Source organism: Micromonospora sp. CA-259024 (genome assembly GCF_050936255.1).
Classification (GTDB): domain Bacteria; phylum Actinomycetota; class Actinomycetes; order Mycobacteriales; family Micromonosporaceae; genus Micromonospora.
The window spans coordinates 2,444,174-2,459,970 of record NZ_JBNJND010000002.1; the positions used below are offsets into that span (position 1 = coordinate 2,444,174).

20 protein-coding genes and 1 pseudogene are annotated in these 15,797 nt (G+C 73.2%); 15 read left to right on the plus strand and 6 right to left on the minus strand.

The features are described from left to right. Positions 1 to 138 precede the first annotated feature (138 nt). The 11 genes from ACQEUX_RS30935 (at position 139) to ACQEUX_RS30985 (ending at position 8,541) form a co-directional block, all read left to right on the plus strand. Positions 139 to 654 (plus strand): MaoC family dehydratase, encoded by a 516-nt coding sequence (locus ACQEUX_RS30935; RefSeq protein ID WP_433056004.1) that lies wholly within the window; start codon positions 139 to 141, stop codon positions 652 to 654. A 92-nt stretch (positions 655 to 746) separates the two neighbouring features. After that, a complete protein-coding gene (locus ACQEUX_RS30940; protein ID WP_433056007.1) occupies positions 747 to 1,283 on the plus strand; it encodes a hypothetical protein in 537 nt (178 codons plus the stop codon). A gap of 52 nt (positions 1,284 to 1,335) precedes the next feature. After that, entirely contained in the window at positions 1,336 to 1,959 is a 624-nt protein-coding gene (locus ACQEUX_RS30945; RefSeq protein WP_433056010.1) for a TrmH family RNA methyltransferase, read from the plus strand. Between the two features lie 80 nt (positions 1,960 to 2,039). After that, positions 2,040 to 2,717: a DUF6758 family protein gene (locus ACQEUX_RS30950; RefSeq protein WP_433056013.1), complete on the plus strand. Its 678-nt coding sequence runs from the start codon at positions 2,040 to 2,042 to the stop codon at positions 2,715 to 2,717. A gap of 116 nt (positions 2,718 to 2,833) precedes the next feature. Continuing rightward, positions 2,834 to 2,992: a hypothetical protein gene (locus ACQEUX_RS30955; protein WP_007455302.1), complete on the plus strand. Its 159-nt coding sequence runs from the start codon at positions 2,834 to 2,836 to the stop codon at positions 2,990 to 2,992. A 6-nt stretch (positions 2,993 to 2,998) separates the two neighbouring features. Further along, entirely contained in the window at positions 2,999 to 3,874 is an 876-nt protein-coding gene (locus ACQEUX_RS30960; protein WP_433056017.1) for a PH domain-containing protein, read from the plus strand. A 103-nt stretch (positions 3,875 to 3,977) separates the two neighbouring features. Next, positions 3,978 to 4,727 carry a SigE family RNA polymerase sigma factor gene (locus ACQEUX_RS30965; RefSeq protein WP_433056020.1) on the plus strand — a complete coding sequence of 250 codons (750 nt, stop codon included), beginning with the start codon at positions 3,978 to 3,980 and terminating at the stop codon, positions 4,725 to 4,727. After that, a complete protein-coding gene (locus tag ACQEUX_RS30970) occupies positions 4,724 to 5,986 on the plus strand; it encodes a hypothetical protein (RefSeq protein ID WP_433056023.1) in 1,263 nt (420 codons plus the stop codon). Before ACQEUX_RS30965 ends, ACQEUX_RS30970 begins: the two co-directional genes overlap by 4 nt. A gap of 62 nt (positions 5,987 to 6,048) precedes the next feature. After that, positions 6,049 to 6,921 carry a PHP domain-containing protein gene (locus ACQEUX_RS30975; RefSeq protein WP_433056026.1) on the plus strand — a complete coding sequence of 291 codons (873 nt, stop codon included), beginning with the start codon at positions 6,049 to 6,051 and terminating at the stop codon, positions 6,919 to 6,921. A gap of 40 nt (positions 6,922 to 6,961) precedes the next feature. Next, entirely contained in the window at positions 6,962 to 7,576 is a 615-nt protein-coding gene (locus ACQEUX_RS30980; RefSeq protein WP_433056029.1) for a MarC family protein, read from the plus strand. Positions 7,577 to 7,713: 137 nt separating this feature from the next. Continuing rightward, the gene (locus tag ACQEUX_RS30985; RefSeq protein ID WP_433057259.1) at positions 7,714 to 8,541 is read left to right on the plus strand and encodes a RecB family exonuclease; all 828 of its coding nucleotides are present in this window, start codon (positions 7,714 to 7,716) and stop codon (positions 8,539 to 8,541) included. A gap of 22 nt (positions 8,542 to 8,563) precedes the next feature. On the opposite strand, the gene ACQEUX_RS30990 is transcribed toward ACQEUX_RS30985, so the two are convergent. Both ACQEUX_RS30990 and ACQEUX_RS30995 read right to left on the minus strand, forming a co-directional pair. Then, positions 8,564 to 9,427, minus strand: a complete 864-nt coding sequence (locus tag ACQEUX_RS30990) for an oxygenase MpaB family protein (RefSeq protein ID WP_433056032.1) — start codon at positions 9,425 to 9,427, stop codon at positions 8,564 to 8,566. Positions 9,428 to 9,476: 49 nt separating this feature from the next. Then, positions 9,477 to 9,905 (minus strand): Fur family transcriptional regulator, encoded by a 429-nt coding sequence (locus ACQEUX_RS30995; protein WP_433056035.1) that lies wholly within the window; start codon positions 9,903 to 9,905, stop codon positions 9,477 to 9,479. A gap of 204 nt (positions 9,906 to 10,109) precedes the next feature. On the opposite strand from ACQEUX_RS30995, the gene ACQEUX_RS31000 reads away from it, so the two are divergent. Next, complete coding sequence (locus ACQEUX_RS31000) at positions 10,110 to 10,592, plus strand: DUF2231 domain-containing protein (protein WP_433057261.1); 483 nt, start codon at positions 10,110 to 10,112, stop codon at positions 10,590 to 10,592. Positions 10,593 to 10,612: 20 nt separating this feature from the next. Here ACQEUX_RS31000 and ACQEUX_RS31005 read toward each other — a convergent pair whose 3' ends face one another. Next, entirely contained in the window at positions 10,613 to 10,945 is a 333-nt protein-coding gene (locus ACQEUX_RS31005; RefSeq protein ID WP_433056038.1) for a hypothetical protein, read from the minus strand. A 104-nt stretch (positions 10,946 to 11,049) separates the two neighbouring features. On the opposite strand from ACQEUX_RS31005, the gene ACQEUX_RS31010 reads away from it, so the two are divergent. Next, on the plus strand, positions 11,050 to 11,232 hold the full coding sequence (locus tag ACQEUX_RS31010; RefSeq protein ID WP_433056041.1) for a hypothetical protein: 183 nt from the start codon (positions 11,050 to 11,052) through the stop codon (positions 11,230 to 11,232). Positions 11,233 to 11,350: 118 nt separating this feature from the next. Here the strand turns inward: ACQEUX_RS31010 and ACQEUX_RS31015 are convergent, their stop codons facing one another. Then, positions 11,351 to 11,962 carry a flagellar biosynthesis protein FlgA gene (locus ACQEUX_RS31015; RefSeq protein WP_433056044.1) on the minus strand — a complete coding sequence of 204 codons (612 nt, stop codon included), beginning with the start codon at positions 11,960 to 11,962 and terminating at the stop codon, positions 11,351 to 11,353. Between the two features lie 161 nt (positions 11,963 to 12,123). Between ACQEUX_RS31015 and ACQEUX_RS31020 the strand changes: the two genes are divergently transcribed. Continuing rightward, the gene (locus ACQEUX_RS31020) at positions 12,124 to 12,480 is read left to right on the plus strand and encodes a hypothetical protein (protein ID WP_433057329.1); all 357 of its coding nucleotides are present in this window, start codon (positions 12,124 to 12,126) and stop codon (positions 12,478 to 12,480) included. A 14-nt stretch (positions 12,481 to 12,494) separates the two neighbouring features. On the opposite strand, the pseudogene ACQEUX_RS31025 reads toward ACQEUX_RS31020, so the two are convergent. Then, a pseudogene (locus tag ACQEUX_RS31025) lies at positions 12,495 to 12,701 on the minus strand (FmdB family zinc ribbon protein); the annotation flags it as partial. After that, entirely contained in the window at positions 12,698 to 13,375 is a 678-nt protein-coding gene (locus ACQEUX_RS31030; RefSeq protein ID WP_433056047.1) for a 5-formyltetrahydrofolate cyclo-ligase, read from the minus strand. The pseudogene ACQEUX_RS31025 and the gene ACQEUX_RS31030, both read right to left, overlap by 4 nt. A gap of 85 nt (positions 13,376 to 13,460) precedes the next feature. Here ACQEUX_RS31030 and ACQEUX_RS31035 point away from each other — a divergent pair, with 85 nt between their 5' ends. Next, positions 13,461 to 15,791 carry a diguanylate cyclase gene (locus ACQEUX_RS31035; RefSeq protein ID WP_433056051.1) on the plus strand — a complete coding sequence of 777 codons (2,331 nt, stop codon included), beginning with the start codon at positions 13,461 to 13,463 and terminating at the stop codon, positions 15,789 to 15,791. Positions 15,792 to 15,797 lie beyond the last annotated feature (6 nt).

Sequence of the window (15,797 nt, forward strand, 5' to 3'; positions counted from 1 at the left end):
CCCCGCCGCTCATTGCGTCTCCCCCCGTGCGAGTGACCGGTGTGACATTTCCGCCGCCGTCGCGCCCGGCCGGTCACCTTAACCACCGGTAAGGCATGCTGTTCCGAACTCCATCGCCGTCCGTCGAAGGGGACCAGGATGCAGTTCGGCCGCTACTACGAGGAGTTCGAGGTCGGCGCGGTCTACCGGCACTGGCCGGGCAAGACCGTCACCGAGTACGACGACCACCTCTTCTGCCTGCTCACCATGAACCACCACCCGCTGCACATGGACGCGCACTACGCCGAGACGGCCAGCCAGTTCAAGCGCAACGTCGTGGTCGGCAACTACATCTACTCCCTGCTGCTGGGCATGTCGGTGCCCGATGTGAGTGGGAAGGCGATCGCCAACCTGGAGGTCGAGTCGCTGCGGCACGTCGCTCCGACCTTCCACGGCGACACCATCTACGGCGAGACGACGGTGCTGGACAAGCGCGAGTCCGGTTCCAAACCCGACCGGGGCGTGGTGTCGGTGGAGACCCGCGGCTACAACCAGGACGGCACCATGGTCTGCGTCTTCCGGCGCAAGGTCATGGTCCCCAAGCGGGAGTACGCGGCCGGCGCCGTACCCGACGGAGTGGATCCGGAACGACCCAGCTTCCCCGAGCCGCGCTGAGCATCGGAGCGGGGCGACCACCACCGGCCTCAGGGCTCTCTCCCCACAGCGGGTTCTGCTGGGGACGGGCCCTGTTCCCGTTCTCGGGGCATATGCTGGCGCCGGAGGTTCCGATGAGCCACTCCGTCGCCGGAGAGCCGCCCTCTGCCGGCCGCCGAGCCGCACCCTTGACCACCGCTGTCTACTCCGCCGCCGAGTGGGACCTGCTCACCAGCCTGCCCGGTCGGGTCCTCGTGGCCGCCGCCGCTCCCGGTCCCGGCCGTACCGAACGGGGTGTCACGGCGGGGCTCGCCGGCCTGGACGCCGTGGCCGCCGGCCGGGCCTCCGACAGCGACCTGGTCCGCGCGGTGGTCGCCGCGATCTACGCCCGTCACGACGGCACCCCGCAGCCCGCCGAGCGGCTCACCGACCTGGTGGATCTGCTGGCCGCCTGCCGGGCGGCGAGCCGGGTCCTGCGGCGGCGCGCCGACCCCGCCGACTCGGCCGCGTACCGCCAGTGGGTGCAGTCGGTCGCGGCTCGGGTCTGCCGCGCGGTGCCCAGCCCCGGCGAACGCCGGATGGACCACCCGGCCAGCCCTGCGGACCGGCGTTTCCTGGACCGACTCGGTGCCGCGCTCGGGCTGGGCTGATTCGGCAGGCCGTCGCGGCGAGCACCGGGGCGGTCCGTACCCTCTGATGACCGTGACCGACGACCAGCTTGAGGTGGGCGTGGGCCCCTGGCCGGGGGACCCACCGGACGACCCGCGTTACGACCCGCAGTTGCTGGCGGAGGGCGACCGGCGCAACGTCGTCGACCGTTACCGCTACTGGCGGCACGAGGCGATCGTCGCCGACCTGGACCAGCACCGGCACGGCTTCCACGTCGCGATCGAGAACTGGCAGCACGACTTCAACATCGGCACGGTGGTCCGCAACGCCAACGCTTTCAACGCCGCCGAGGTGCACATCGTCGGGCGGCGACGGTGGAACCGGCGCGGCGCGATGGTGACCGATCGCTACCAGCACGTGCGACACCACGAGACGATCGAGGAGTTCGTCGCCTGGGCGGCCGAGCGGCGGCTGCCGGTGTTCGGCATCGACAATCTGCCCGGGTCGCGTCCGTTGGAGAACGGCGCCCTGCCCCGCGACTGCGTGCTGCTGTTCGGGCAGGAGGGGCCTGGGCTCTCCGAGCCGGCCCGCGCCGCGTGCGACCAGCTCTACTCCATCGCCCAGTACGGCTCGACGAGATCGATCAACGCGGGCGTGGCCAGCGGCATCGCGATGCACGCCTGGATCCGGGCCCACGCCGGCGCGCCCCCGGACTGACCCACACCCAGGTGCCGAATCGGACGTTCCGGCTTGACGTGCCGGCGGTCCGGGGTGACGGTGGGGATGTGAGTGTCGCGGTGAGTTGTCCGAGATGCGGGGGCCCGGTACGGGCGCCGGATCTGATGCACACCGACTCGAGGTGCCTGCGCTGTGGCCCGGTGCCGCCACTGCACGTGCCCGAGCACATCGGAGCGGAGATCATGGCGAGCGTGGTGGAGCGGATCACCGCGACCGCGGATCCGCCGGGGACGCCGTTGTGGTGCCCGTGGCCGCTGCCGTCCGGCTGGACGCTCACCGGCGTGGCGTACGCCGGGGACGACCGGACCGGAGTGCGGGCGACCGCGGTGGCCTGTGCGGGCCCGGCGCCACTGGGCGGTGGTCCGGCGGACCTGGTGTTCGTGGCCGAGGAGCCGGGCGTCGGCCTGGGCACCAGACTCGCCGGACTGGCCGGCCCGGATCCGGGGCCGGAGTTGGCCGACGCGCTGACCGATCCGGGGCCGGGTCACCCCGACCACGTCGGGCAGGCCAGGATCAGGGTCGGCGGGCACCCTACTCCACTGTGGTTGGTGAATTCTCCGACGGATCGAAGCGCGTACGCAGGCGAGGCTCGGGGAATGTGGCTCCATGCGATAGCCTGGCCGGCGAGTGCGGGTCACCTGCTCGCGGAAGACGTCGTGTTACACGACCTGACCGAGTGGACTCCGCCCGAGCTCGTGTACGGCGCACCGTCCCCGTACCTACCCGGGAGGGCTTGACAACCCTTCCGGATTGACGGAGAACGGACGCAGATATTCACTGTACGACACCACACTGATACTCTGGGTGCCGCTGCGGTAATGGGACCCGGCGCCGCGCGAGAGGATGGCCCGCCATGGTCAAGAAGGTCCTCACCTGGGCCGGAATCGCATTCTTGATCTTCTTCGTCGCCTACCGGCCAAACTCTGCGGCGGACGTGTTCAAGTCGCTCGGCGGCGGGATCATGGACATCGCCCAAGGGTTCGGCGACTTCTTCACCAGCCTCGTCGCCTAGCCACCGATGGGCAGCCCCTCCGGTCCACCCTTCGACCCGGACGACCCCGACCGGGAACGCCGTGAGCGTGACACCGAGCCGATCCCGCGGATCGGGCCTGATGACGGCCCGGGCTACGGGGCCGGGCCCGGCCTGTCCGATGGTCCGTCCCTTTCGGACGACGTCGGCTATGGCGACGGGCCCGGCTATGCCGGCCAGGGTCGTTCCGGTCGGGCGTGGATCCGTGACCCAGAGGCCGGCTACCAGCCGCCGCAGATCTCCGAGGACGAGCTGGCCGGGTTGCGCGCCGACGCGACCGGCTCGGCTCCTCGGCGGGTGCTGCCACTGGAGGACGAGCCCAGCTCGTTGGTCGCCCGCTACCTCTTCCCCACCGAGCGCTACCGGGGCGAGTGGAAGCGGCACTGGATCCACCTCACCACCCCGCTGTTGATCGGCATCGCGGCGACCTTCGTGCTCGGCTACCTCTCCGGCTTTCTCGCCGGGCAGAACGTGGGCGCGCTGACCACCATCGCCGTGCTGCTCTGGTTCGCCGTGATGGGCTGGGTGGCCTGGAAGGTCGCCGACTGGTGGTATGACCGTTTCATCCTGACGAACAAGCGGGTCATGGTGGTCAACGGCATCATCACCCGACGGGTCGCCATGATGCCGCTGGTCCGGGTCACCGACATGAAGTACGAGCAGACGCCGACCGGCCGAGCCCTCAACTACGGCACCTTCGTGCTGGAGTCCGCCGGCCAGGAGCAGGCGCTCCGCGAAATCAAGAATTTGCCCAACCCGAACGAGCTCTACCTGCGCGTGGTCGAAGAGATGTACGAGCCGCAGGCGGTCGAGGCCCGGCTCGGCAAGGAGGCCGACGAGGCCAAGGCCGACGACGGGGCGTGAAGGTTTTCGACCGAACATCGGAGCAAGTGCGCACCTTTCGTCATGGACCAGGCCGCCTCTGACGTGGCACTCTGCCAGGACGGCTGGGGTGTGGAGGTGGGCGGTGGCGAGCAGAGACTCGTTGGAGGAGCAGTTCCGCGAGTTCGTCGCGGCACGCTCCGCCGCGCTGCTACGCACCGCCTATCTGCTCACCGGGGACTGGGCCACGGCCGAGGACCTGCTCCAGACGGCGCTGACCAAGACCTATCTCGCGTGGAAGCGGCTCGGTGGGATCGAGGCGGTCGAGCCGTACGCCCGACGTGTGATGGTCAACACCTCGACGAGTTGGTGGCGGCGACGTTGGCACGGTGAGCGACCCACCGAGGTGCTGCCTGAGCGGGCCGGTGTCGACGAGATCGAGCAGCAACTCGACCGTGACCTGCTCTGGCGGCATCTCCGGGAGCTGCCCAACCGCCAGCGGGCGGTGTTGGTGCTGCGTTACTACGAGGACATGTCCGAGGCGCAGACCGCCGCGATGCTGGATATTTCACCGGGCACGGTGAAGAGCCAGGCATCCCGAGCGCTCGCCACGCTGCGCAGGCGGATGGGTGCCGACGCACCGGACCTTGCCGCCGCAGCCGGCATCGCCGATCAGCCTTCCGCAGCTGGTGCCGCTGGTCGGCCTGCCGCGACCGTCCGCGCCAGAAACGAGGGCGCCCCGGCCTCCGGCGCCGCCGCGACGTCCCGAGCCCGGCAGGCCACCGGTCGACCCGCGCCCCGCCCCGCCGCGCCGCACCCGATCGGCCCGCAGATTGTGCTGCCCACCGCCCCGGCGGCCGTGCCCGTCGGCACGGGCTCCGGGGAGCAGCAGTGAGTGGATTCCCGGGCCGGCCTGACAACCCGACGGGCGGCCCGCGGCGTTCCTACCAGGTGCGACCTGACGAGCTGGAAGGGGCGGTGCGGGAGACTCTCTCGCGCCAGGTCGCCGTTGCCCGCCCGCTGGGCGTCGACCCGGCCGGCCAGGCCATCCGCCGCGCGAATCGGATCCGGCGTCGGCGCACCGCGGCCGGCCTCGCCCTCGCGGCGGTCACGACCGTTCTGCTCAGCGCCGGCATGGCCCAGCTCGGTGCCGAGACCGGCCGGGACGGGGCACCCATCGTGGTGATCGGTGACCCGGACCCGTCCAACCGCCCGATCCCGACGGCCAGCGTTCCCGGCGCCACCCCCTCGCCCGGAACGCCCGCGCCCCTGCACCCGAGCGAGACCCTGGTCAGCGCCGACGGACAGCGGCTGGTCCTGCCCGACGTCGGGCCGGCCGAACGCGCCCAACTCCTGCCCGGTGGCGGCGGTTGGCTGGTGGTCAGCACGCCGACCACCGCCGGGCGCTCCCTCTGGGCGGTGCAGAACGACGGGCTGGTGCAGGTGCTGCTGGCCGGGGCGGGCTCGATCGCCCTGGCACCCGACGGCCGCCAGGTCGCCTGGCGCGACGGCGGCGACCTGCTGGTGGCGGGAGTGGTCGGCACCCAACTCATCGGGGCGGCGCGTACCCCGGCGCCCGCAGACGCGGAACCCGTCCGGTTCGTCGGCGACAACGTGCTGGTTCGCCTCGACCCGGCCGACGCCGGCCACGCCCTGTGGCGGCCCGGTGCCGGGCAGTTGACCGAAGCCGTCGCCCGGAAGACCCTCAACGTCTATGGGGCGCTGCCCGACGGACGGCTCGTCGGTCAGATCCCCGCAACCGACCCGGGCAGTACCTGTCTGGCCGTGCTCGACCCGACGCGTCACCTGAATCCGGTACGCACCGGCTGTGGTCCGGAGCTGAGCCAGGACGGCGTCGGCGGAATCTCCACTGACGGGCGGTGGCTGCTGGTGAACGGATCGGTCGGCAAGGCCAGCGGCGCCCTGCTGGTCGACCTGCAGCGACTCGGGCCGACCACGACAGCCGTGCCGGCCGGTCCGTCGATGACCGGCGCGATCGTCTGGAGCACCGAGTCCCACGCCTCGTACCTCGACGGCAGCGGCGAGCTGGTCCGGGTCGACGTCGGCCGGGTGCGGGCAGGAAAGCCCGCCAGCCCCGCGCCGGTGGCCGGCGTGCCAGCCGGGGACCGGCCAGTCCTGGTGACCCACTTCTGACCCCACACGGTCTGGTCGACCTCGGCGAGCCGGGCTCAACCGGCCCTCGGTAGCGTCGGACGGTGACCTCGCGTACCGGCTCCGCCCCGCGGATCGACCTGCACACCCACTCGACGGCCAGCGACGGCACGCTGAGCCCGGCCGAGTTGGTCCGCGCGGCTTCCACAGCCGGGCTGGACGTGCTGGCGATCACCGACCACGACACCACCGCGGGCTGGGCTGAGGCCGTGGGTGCGCTGCCGCCGGGGCTACGCCTGATCCGGGGCGCGGAGCTGTCCTGTCGCTGGTCCGGCGTGCGGCCGGCGGTGCCGCTGCACCTGCTGGCGTACCTGTTCGACCCGGACCACCCGGAGCTGGTGGCCGAGCTGGCCCGGGTACGGGCCGCCCGGGAGGAGCGCGGCGAGCGGATCGTCGCGCTGCTGCGGGCCGACGGCATCGACGTGAGCTGGCCGGACATCCTGGCCGGTGCGGGTGGTGGCACGGTGGGCCGTCCGCACATCGCGCAGGCGCTGATCCGGGCCGGCCTCGTCGGCACCACCCGGGAGGCGTTCGGCTCGGACTGGCTGGGCGAGCGGTACCGGCTGCCCAAGGAGGACATCGACGTGTTTCGGGCGATCCGGCTGGTCCGGTCGGCCGGCGGCGTTCCGGTCTTCGCCCACCCCCGGGCCACCCGGCGCGGCCGGGTGGTGCCCGACGAACTGATCGCCGAGCTGGCCGCCGCCGGGCTGGCCGGGCTGGAGGCCGACCACGAGGACCACAGCCCGGCCGAGCAGGCGCACGTGCGGGCGCTCGCCGCCGAGCTGGGCCTGCTGGTCACCGGCTCCTCGGATTTCCACGGCACCCACAAGACCGTCCAGCTCGGAGAGTTCAGCACCAGCGTCGAGGCGTACGAGCGGATCGTCGCCGAGGGAGTGACCGAGGTCGCTTCCGGCTGATCCCCGTTTCGACAGATGGCGGCGCGGCTAGGTTGATCACGTGGATCTGAAGCTGTTCGGCGAGGTTTTCGTGACCCTGCTGGTGATCACTGACCCGCCGGGCATGATGCCGATCTTCCTGGCCCTGACCGGCCAGCTGCCCGCCCGCGACCGCCACCGAGCGGCCTGGCAGGCCGTCACGCTGGCGCTGGGCGTGATCGTGATCTTCGCGGTGGCGGGGCAGACCCTGCTGGACTACCTGCACGTGGACCTGCCGGCGTTGCAGGCGGCCGGCGGGCTGCTGCTCGTGCTCGTCGCCCTGGAGCTGCTCACCGGTAAGACCGACGGCCCGAGCCAGGACGCCACCTCGAACATCGCGCTGGTGCCGCTGGGCACGCCGCTGCTGGCCGGCCCGGGCGCCATCGTGGCGACCATGCTCTTCGTCCAGCGGGCCGACGGGCTGGCCGACTACACCGCCATCGCCCTGGCGATCCTCGCCGTGATGCTCGCGGTCTGGATCGTCCTCCGCTTCTCCGGTGGCATCGTGAAGATCCTCCGGCCGGGCGGGATCGAGGTGCTGACCCGGATCGCCGGCCTGCTGCTGGCCGCGATCGCTGTGCAGCTTATCGCCGATGCGGTGGCCGCCTTCGTCACGCAGTACGTGAACATGACCTGACCGGCACGCCCACGGTGTCGGGGGTGGATGGCAGGATCGCAGGCGTGCGACGATCCTCCTCAGCGGGCCGGCCCGCCGCCAGCGGCCGGGCTCCACAGCAACGCCCCGGCGGCGCCGAGCAACTCGGCTTCGAGGGCATGCCGGAGCGGCTGTTCGTCTGCACACCGAGCAAGCTCGGCGCGTACGCGGACTGCCCACGCCGCTACCGCTACTCCTACGTCGACCGGCCGGCCCCGCCCAAGGGCCCGCCGTGGGCGCACAACTCGCTCGGCGCCAGCGTGCACACCGCCCTGAAGAACTGGTATGCGCTGCCCGCCGAGCGGCGCCGGCCCGAGGCGTTGGCCACCCTGCTCAAGGGCACCTGGGTCCGCGAGGGCTACCGCGACGACGAGCAGGAGCGGGCCGCCTACCGACGCGCGCTGGGTTGGCTGGAGGCGTACGTCGAGACGCTGGAGCCGGACGCCGACCCGCTCGGCGTGGAGCGGGTGGTGGCGGTCAAGACCGGCGTGCTGGCGTTCAACGGCCGGGCCGACCGCATCGACTCGCGGCCCGGGCCGGAGGGGCCAGAGTTGGTCATCGTCGACTACAAGACCGGCCGCACCGGGCTGGACACGGATGACGCCCGGGGTTCGCAGGCGTTGGCCCTCTACGCGTACGCGGCCGAGCGGGTGTTCCGCCGGCCGTGCCGTCGGGTGGAGCTGCACCACCTGCCGACCGGCACGGTCGCCGGTCACGACCACACCGTCGAGTCGCTGGCCCGGCAGTTGACCCGCGCGGAGGAGACAGCCCGCGACATCATGGCCGCCGAGCGGGCGGTCGCGGACGGCGCCGACGCGGACGAGGCGTTCCCGGTGGCACCCGGCCCACGCTGTGGCTGGTGCGACTTCCGGCGGCACTGCCCGACCGGCGCGCAGGCACCGGGCAAGGAGCCGTGGGCTGCCGTGGACCGGGCCACCGAGGGTTGACCCCCGGGCGGTGCCGATCAGGTCAGCCGGCCGGCGTTGTCGCGGCGCGCCGCGCGGCCCGCTCCTTGGCGGCCTGTATCAACGGTCCCTCGACGTAGCGGCGGGGCACCGCGGCCAACGCGAGTCGCAGGGCGCGCACGGTCAGGTCCGCCGACACGGCGGTGGTGGGCAGTCCGAGCCCGCCGTACAGCCGGTGCGCCCAAGCCGGCAGCAGTGCGAGCGCGGTGCCGGCGATCCCCAGGTACGCCCAGCGCGGTGGGCCGAGGGTGAGCCCCAACCGGGCCGGCAGGCTGAGTTTCCACGGCAGTGGCGGGGCGGTGAGGAAGAGCGCTGTCTCGGCGGCTTCCCGGGTCATCCGCAGCTGCGGCCGTACGGCGCGGTAGTACTCCGCGATCTCAGCCGCGGTGCCCGGGACGGTGGCCGGGTCCAGGCCGACCAGAGCGGCAGAGCGGCGCTGCTCGGTGTAGTAGCCGTCCACCTCGCCGTCGGTGAGTGGCAACCCGGCACGCCGGGCCGTGCTGAGGAACGACTCGACCTCGGTGACGTGCACCCAGCGCAGCAGTTCCGGTTCGTCGATCCGGAACTCCGCGCCGGTGGCCGGGTCGGTGGCCCGTAGGCGGGCGTGCAGCCGGCGCAGCCGCGCCCCGGCCGCCTCCGCCTCGGCGGTGGTCCCGTAGACGGTGGTCGCCACGTAGGTGGCGGTGCGGACCAGGCGGCCCCAGGCGTCGGTGCGGTAGTTGCTGTTCTGCGCGACCCCGGCCATCGCCCGCGGGTGCAACGCCTGGAGGTAGAGCGAGCGCAGGCCGGCGACGATCAGGATCGGCTCCTCGTGCACCTTCCACGTGACCGAACCCGGACCGAAGAGGCCGAGGTCATCGGAGTCCACCGCCCAAGGGTGCCACGCTCGGGCCGACCCTGTCGGCCGCGTTCCGCCGTCAGACGTCGGTGGAGCGGCGGGCCCGGCAGCCCGGGCAGAGGCCCCAGAAGGTCACTTCCGCCTCGTCCACCTCGAACCCGTGCGCGACGTTCGGCTCCAGGCAGGGGGCGCTGCCCACCGCGCAGTCGATGTCGGCGATCTCGCCGCAGCCCCGGCAGACCACGTGGTGGTGGTTGTCTCCCACACGCGCCTCGTAGCGGGCGGGACTGCCGGCCGGCTCGATCCGGCGGGACAGCCCGGCCCGGGACAGCGCACCCAGCACGTCGTAGACCGCCTGGGTGGAGACCGAGTCGAGGCGTTCGCGGACCCGCCGGGTGATCTCGTCGACCTCCAGGTGGCCGCCGCCGGCCAGCACGTCGAGCACCGCGAGTCGGGGCCGCGTGACACGCAGGCCCTTCGATCGCAGCAGCTCCTCCGCACCGGACATCCGCCAATGACAGCACGCGGGACCAGCATCGACAACCGTCGCCCGGCCCAGGTGGCCACCGACACAGCCAGGACGATCGGAGGCGCCGGCCCACGGCGGTGAACCCGATCGAGGTGGCGCGCGTGTGTCCGGTCGAGAGCCTGGGGGACGACCCGCGGACCGTAGGCTGGCCATCCCCTGACCATGATCCACCTGGAGGGTTCGATGTTCGAGGAGATCCTGGGTCTACCGGCACACGTCCTGGTGGTCCACGCGGTTGTCGTGTTCGTACCGCTGCTCGCGGTGCTGGGCATCGCGTACGTGGGGCTGCCGCGGTGGCGGCACCGGCTGGACTGGGCCCTGGGCATCTTCGCCGTGGCCGCGCCGGTGACCGCCTTCGTGGCTGTCGAGTCGGGTGAGGCGTTCACTGACGCGCTGGTCGCTCGGGGCTTCCAGGGCCAGATCCTCGACCAGATCTTCGAGCACTCCCGCTACGGCGACATCCTGTTCCGCATCGTGCTGCCGCTCGGGATCGTGGCCATCCTGCTGTTGGTGGCGACCAGTGGGCACCCCCGGGTGCCGCGGCTGCCGGCGCTGGTCACCCCGGTGCTGTCGGTGGCGGTCGTGGCGCTGGCCATCGCCGCCCTGATCTACGTCTACCTGACCGGCCACAGCGGCGCCGAGGCCGTCTGGGGCACGACCCTCTGACCGGAGGGGGTGGCGGGGGCTCAGAAGATGATCCGGGAGCAGAGCAGGCAGACCAGGACCACCAGCACCACACCGGCCGCCGCGCCGAAGCCGTAGGTGACCCGCTGCGAGCGCTGCTCGGCCGCGTCCAGGTCGGCCATGTCCTGCGGCGGCAGCCGTCGGGGCGGTGCCGGCCGCAGGTGTACGGGTGGACGCCAGCCGGTCGGTGGCGGCACGCTCGGCGGCGGACCGGCGTACCCGCTCGCGGGTGTGGTCGTGGGCGCGGCGGGGGGTTGGTCCGCCACCACGTCGTCACCGGTGGCGGGCCGTCGCCAGTAGTCGTCCGGGGTGTTGCCACCGCTGGGGGTCGTCACGCCGTCCGACGCTACCAATCGGGTCGGCGGAGCGGTCGTTTCTGGCCGGCGCGCCACCGTCGGCGAGCGGTCCGCTGCCGTCGGCTGCGCTAGTCTTGCCGCTCGTGAGCACCGAGGACCCCGGCACGCAGGGCGCGCGCGGCGACGATGACCGCACCGTCGACCTCAGCGAAGACTTCGTGGTGCTGCCCGAGCAGACCTCCGACGACACCGACCGTGGCTGGGGTGAGCGGACAGGCGGCAACGACGACTGGCTGCTCGCCGAACGCCCTCCGCACTGGGACTGACCCCGACGGCCCGGCCGGCTGGCGCGATGTGGGTCTGACGGCCCCCGCCGGTTCGGCGCGGTGTTGGCCCGACGGCCGGGCCGGCTCGCCGTCGGATGAACCCGACGGGGGCTCGCGCTCAGCCGCGGACGACGATGGCGAACCGGCTGCCCTCGGGCACCCCCACCGCGCGTTGCGCCTGGTCGGGGTGGAGCGCCAGATAGAGCGCCGCGGACCCGTCGGTGGCGCCGGCGTTCAGCACGTCCAGCACCAGTGCTCGGGGTGCGAGCAGCGTCGCCTCGGGGCCCGTGCCGCCGGGCGGAGCCGCGAGCAGGTCGACCCGGCTGCCCGGGTGGACCACCGCGAGAGCGGCCGGCTCCGCGAGCCGGATCGGCACCCCGACCGCCCCGCTGGGCAGGGGCAGCGGCCTGGTCTGTCCGCCCGAGGAGGTCGCGCCGACTCCGTCGGTCGCCTCGGTCGGCGGTGGCCCGGCCGTTCCGCTTCGGTCGGTGGAGCCTGCCCCGGCGGTGTCGGGCGGCACGGCCTGGTCGACTCGCCGGGCGCCGCCGTCTGCTCCTGCCGGCGCCTCGGAGGGCACGGTGGTCGGGGGACAGCCGGTCGGGGTGTGCAGAACGGCGGCGGCCAGGCCGAGCAACGCGGCGACCAGACCGGCCCGGAGCAGTGTGCGCCCGCCGGGCAGGGTGGGCCGGCGCAGCGGACGCAACGACCGCGCGGAGTCTGGATCACCCATCGTCTCTGCCGCCTCCCGTCCCCGGGTGCCGAAGCGACACCCGTGGCGGCAGGTTAGGCCGTTTCAGCCTGGTCGGGCGGACGTCGGCCGGTGCCTGTGGACAACCGGCCGGCCTGTGGACAACGTCCATCGGTCGGGCCCGACCTGCTATGGCACCGACCTTGATCGACTCGTGGTCAAGGGAGGCGGGCTGTCAGGCCAGCCGGGACAGGCCGACATCCGTGAACCCGAGTGGATCAAGCCCAGGGTGGGCGGGACCAGCGGGATGGGGGCCGACGGGTCAGGACGCGGAGCTTGCCGCCGGGGCCTTGCCGCCGGTCGACCCGCCCGACGACGAGGAACCGGACGACGACGAACCCGACGAGGACGAACCCGACGACGAGGACGAACCGTTCGAGGAGCTCGACGACGACCCGGAGCCCTCACCAGAGGACGAGGACGACTCGGACTTCGCAGGCTTGCTGGCCGTGCCACCGGCCGTCGTCTCGGACCCGGACGCCCGAGAGTCGGTGCGGTAGAAGCCCGAGCCCTTGAAGACGATGCCGACCGAGTTGAAGACCTTGCGCAGCCGCCCCTGACACGCCGGGCACTCGGTCAGCGGCTCGTCAGAGAAGGACTGCACCGCCTCGAGCTGGTGACCGCACGTGGTGCAGGCGTACTGGTACGTGGGCACGTTCTCCTCCGGATCTGGACTCGGCCAGTTGGCACTCGACGTATTCGAGTGCCAATGGTGCGTCATTCGCCCCGGGTTCGTCCAGCGGACGTGTGGGGCGCGACACCGTGCGCCGTACCCGGGCCGTCGTCAAGCGTACGCACCCCACCGGTGGGGGTGACGACCGCGCGCACAAGGCGGTCGTGCGGCTCCGCCGGCAGCGCCTCGACCAACTCGCCGTCATGCAGGGGCACCACCGTCAGCGTCGCCTCGGGTACCCGGGCGAGCGCACGGTCGTACGAGCCGCCGCCGCGTCCGAGCCGCCGACCGTGACGGTCGACCGCGAGAGCAGGTACGACCACCAGCTCCGCGTCCGCCACGGCGGCCACCCCGAGACGGGCACCGACGGGCTCTCGGATACCCCGACCCGCGGCGACCAAAGCGTCCGGCCCGGTATAGGCCGCCCAGTCCAGATCCAGGTCGGGAAGGAGCACCGGCAGCAGTAACTCGGCGTCAGCCGGCAACGCCGCCCGCAGCACCTCCGGCAGGTCAGCTCCGCCCGGTTCGGAGCCGACCGGCACGTACGCCGTCATCCGGTGCGGGCGCAGGCGGCGTACCAGCGCGACCAGCTCGGCCTGCACGCGCCCGGCGGCGGCGGCCCGGGCGGGGCCGGTCAGCGCCCGACGGCGGGCGAGCAGCTCGACGCGGGCGTCCCGCTTCGCCATTCGGGTCACTTCCGCTTCATCAGAAAATTCCGGCACGCAACACTCCTGACGCAACGCCTCTCCCACGGTCGCTCTGTGTCAGCATCGCAAGCAACGGAGGCGGAACTTCCGGGGGGACCGAGTGACGCTACGCGGGCGGTTGACGGCAGCCTTCCTCGTGGTGGTGCTCGGGCCGGTCCTGCTCGGCGCGCTCTTCGTCGCCTCCACCATCGCCGCCGTCGACCGCAGCCGCTCCACCGAGCGCCTGGCCGTGGCGGCGTCCACCGTGCGTACCTCGGTCGACGCACTCTGTCAGCAGCTGCGCGCCACCGCCGACGCGGTGGCCCTCACCACCGACCCGGCCGTCGCCGCCGCCCAACTCATCGGCCGGGGCCTGGCCGCCGCGGTGCTGATCACCGACGTGAGCGGCGAGGTCACCTACGTGTCGCCCGGCGCGCCGTCGACCCCGTGGCGGGACTGCTCCGGCCCGACCACGGGGGCGACCGGCCCGGTCCGCGCGTTGACCGCCCAGGTCGACCTGCACGACCGCGCCGGCACCCTGCGCGGCACGGTGAGCGCCGCCCAACTGGTCGACCCGGCCTTCGTGGCCCGGCTCGCGGCCGTGACCGGGGTGGCGGTCACCCTGCTCGACAGCGAGGCGAGCGCCGCGCGGGTCACCCACACCACCGAGTCCCGCGAGGTACGCGACGCGGTGCTGGCCGCCGCCAGCGCCGTCCACGGCGAGCGGGTCACCGAGACCAGCGAGGGCCGGTACGTGCGGCGGATCGGGCCGTCCGACGGGCAGCCGCTGCCGTTGGTGCTCTCCGTGCCCAGCGAGCGGCCACCCGGGCTGCACGCCACGCTGATCGGGGTGGTGGTGCTGGCCGGGCTGCTCGCCGTGCTGGCCGCCTGGCGGCTGGCCCGGGTGACCACCCGGCCGCTGATGGAGTTGGCCGGCGCGGTCGACCGGGTGGCCCACGGCGACCTGACCGCCCGAGTGCCGGTACGCAGCGGGGACGAGCTGGGCCGACTGGCCGCCGCGTTCAACCGGATGACCCGGGAGACCGGGTCCTACGTCGCGGCGTTGACCAGCAACCGGGACCAGCTCCGCGGGCACCTCGCAGTGCTCGGTGACACCCTGGCCAGCACGCACGACCTGCAACGCATCCTGCGGGTGATCCTGCACAGCGCCATCGGGGCCACCGGCGCGCGCGCCGGGGCGGTGCTCCTGGTGGAGACCGGCGGAATGCTCGTCGCGCAGTGCACCGAGGGGTTGGACGGGCGCTGGCCGGAGGCGGACGCGGACGGGCCGCAGACGCTTCGGGTGCCGGTGGGCGTGGGCGTGGTCGGCGCCGTCGCCGCAACCGGGGAACCGCAGCGGGGAAGGGCGGAGCCGACCGACGCCCCGTCGGGTGAGCCGCGTTGCCGCACGTACGTCGCGGTCCCGTTCGCCGCCCCGGGCGGTGGCGCCGCGACCACCCTCAGCGGGTCCTCCGGGCCGCCCGACGAGGCCGGCGTGGCGGCGGCGCTCGGCGTACTGGCCCTCTACGACCGGCTCGGCGCGGACGAGTTCGACGACGACGACCTGGTCACCCTGCGCACCTTCGCCGGCCACGCGGCGGTGGCGGTGGACAACGTCCGGGTGCACGAGGAGGCGCAGCGGCTGTCCCTCACCGACCCGCTCACCGGCCTGTGGAACTACCGTTACCTGCGCGAGTCGATCCGGCGGGAGGTGGAACGGGCCAGCCGCTTCGGACGGATGCTCAGCATCCTCGCTCTGGACCTCGACCGCTTCAAGGACGTCAACGACACGTACGGGCACGCCGCGGGGGACACCGTGCTGGCCGAGTTCGCCCGGCGGGTGCGCGGCGAGATCCGTGAGGTCGACCTGGCTTTCCGGCAGGGTGGTGAGGAGTTCGTGCTGCTGCTGCCGGAGACCGACGCGCGGGGTGCGGCGATCGTGGCCGAGCGACTCGGCGCGGCGGTCCGCGAAACGCCGATCGCCGTCGAGGCGTACGCCGGGCCGGTCGTGGTGACCGTGTCGGTGGGCATCGCCGTCTACCCGGACAACGGCAGCACCGGGCGGGAGGTGCTGGAGGCCGCCGATGACGCGCTCTACGCGGCCAAGGCGGCCGGCCGCGACACGTACCGGGTGGCCGAGGTGCGCCCGGACGTGCCGACGCGGGAGATACCGGTGCTCGCGGGTGCCGTGAGCCCACCCGACGGGCTGCCCCGCGCCGGCCGGCCGGTGCAGGTCAGCCGGGAGCCGGGCGGGCCCGCCCGGTCGGAGCCGACTGTGGGCGTACCGGAATCATTGCCGGCAGGCCCGGCGCCCGCCCGGCCCGAGTCGGCCGACGACCCGCCGGCCAGCGCGACGGGCGGGGCGTGGGCCGGCCCGGACGCCGCGCGGCCGGGGTCGAGTGGCGGCGCGTCTTCTGGGCCACACCCGCCGCGGCAGAGCCGCGGCCGATAGTCTCGC

Bases quoted from the DNA above. Each gene is read 5' to 3' on its own strand.
- ACQEUX_RS30995 (WP_433056035.1), bottom strand. From the start codon at position 9,905: ATGTCCGGTGCGGAGGAGCTGCTGCGATCGAAGGGCCTGCGTGTCACG.
- ACQEUX_RS30955 (WP_007455302.1), top strand. From the start codon at position 2,834: ATGGTCAAGAAGGTCCTCACCTGGGCCGGAATCGCATTCTTGATCTTC.
- ACQEUX_RS30935 (WP_433056004.1), top strand. From the start codon at position 139: ATGCAGTTCGGCCGCTACTACGAGGAGTTCGAGGTCGGCGCGGTCTAC.
- ACQEUX_RS31015 (WP_433056044.1), bottom strand. From the start codon at position 11,962: ATGGGTGATCCAGACTCCGCGCGGTCGTTGCGTCCGCTGCGCCGGCCC.
- ACQEUX_RS30985 (WP_433057259.1), top strand. From the start codon at position 7,714: ATGCCGGAGCGGCTGTTCGTCTGCACACCGAGCAAGCTCGGCGCGTAC.
- ACQEUX_RS30960 (WP_433056017.1), top strand. From the start codon at position 2,999: ATGGGCAGCCCCTCCGGTCCACCCTTCGACCCGGACGACCCCGACCGG.
- ACQEUX_RS30940 (WP_433056007.1), top strand. From the start codon at position 747: ATGCTGGCGCCGGAGGTTCCGATGAGCCACTCCGTCGCCGGAGAGCCG.
- ACQEUX_RS31000 (WP_433057261.1), top strand. From the start codon at position 10,110: ATGTTCGAGGAGATCCTGGGTCTACCGGCACACGTCCTGGTGGTCCAC.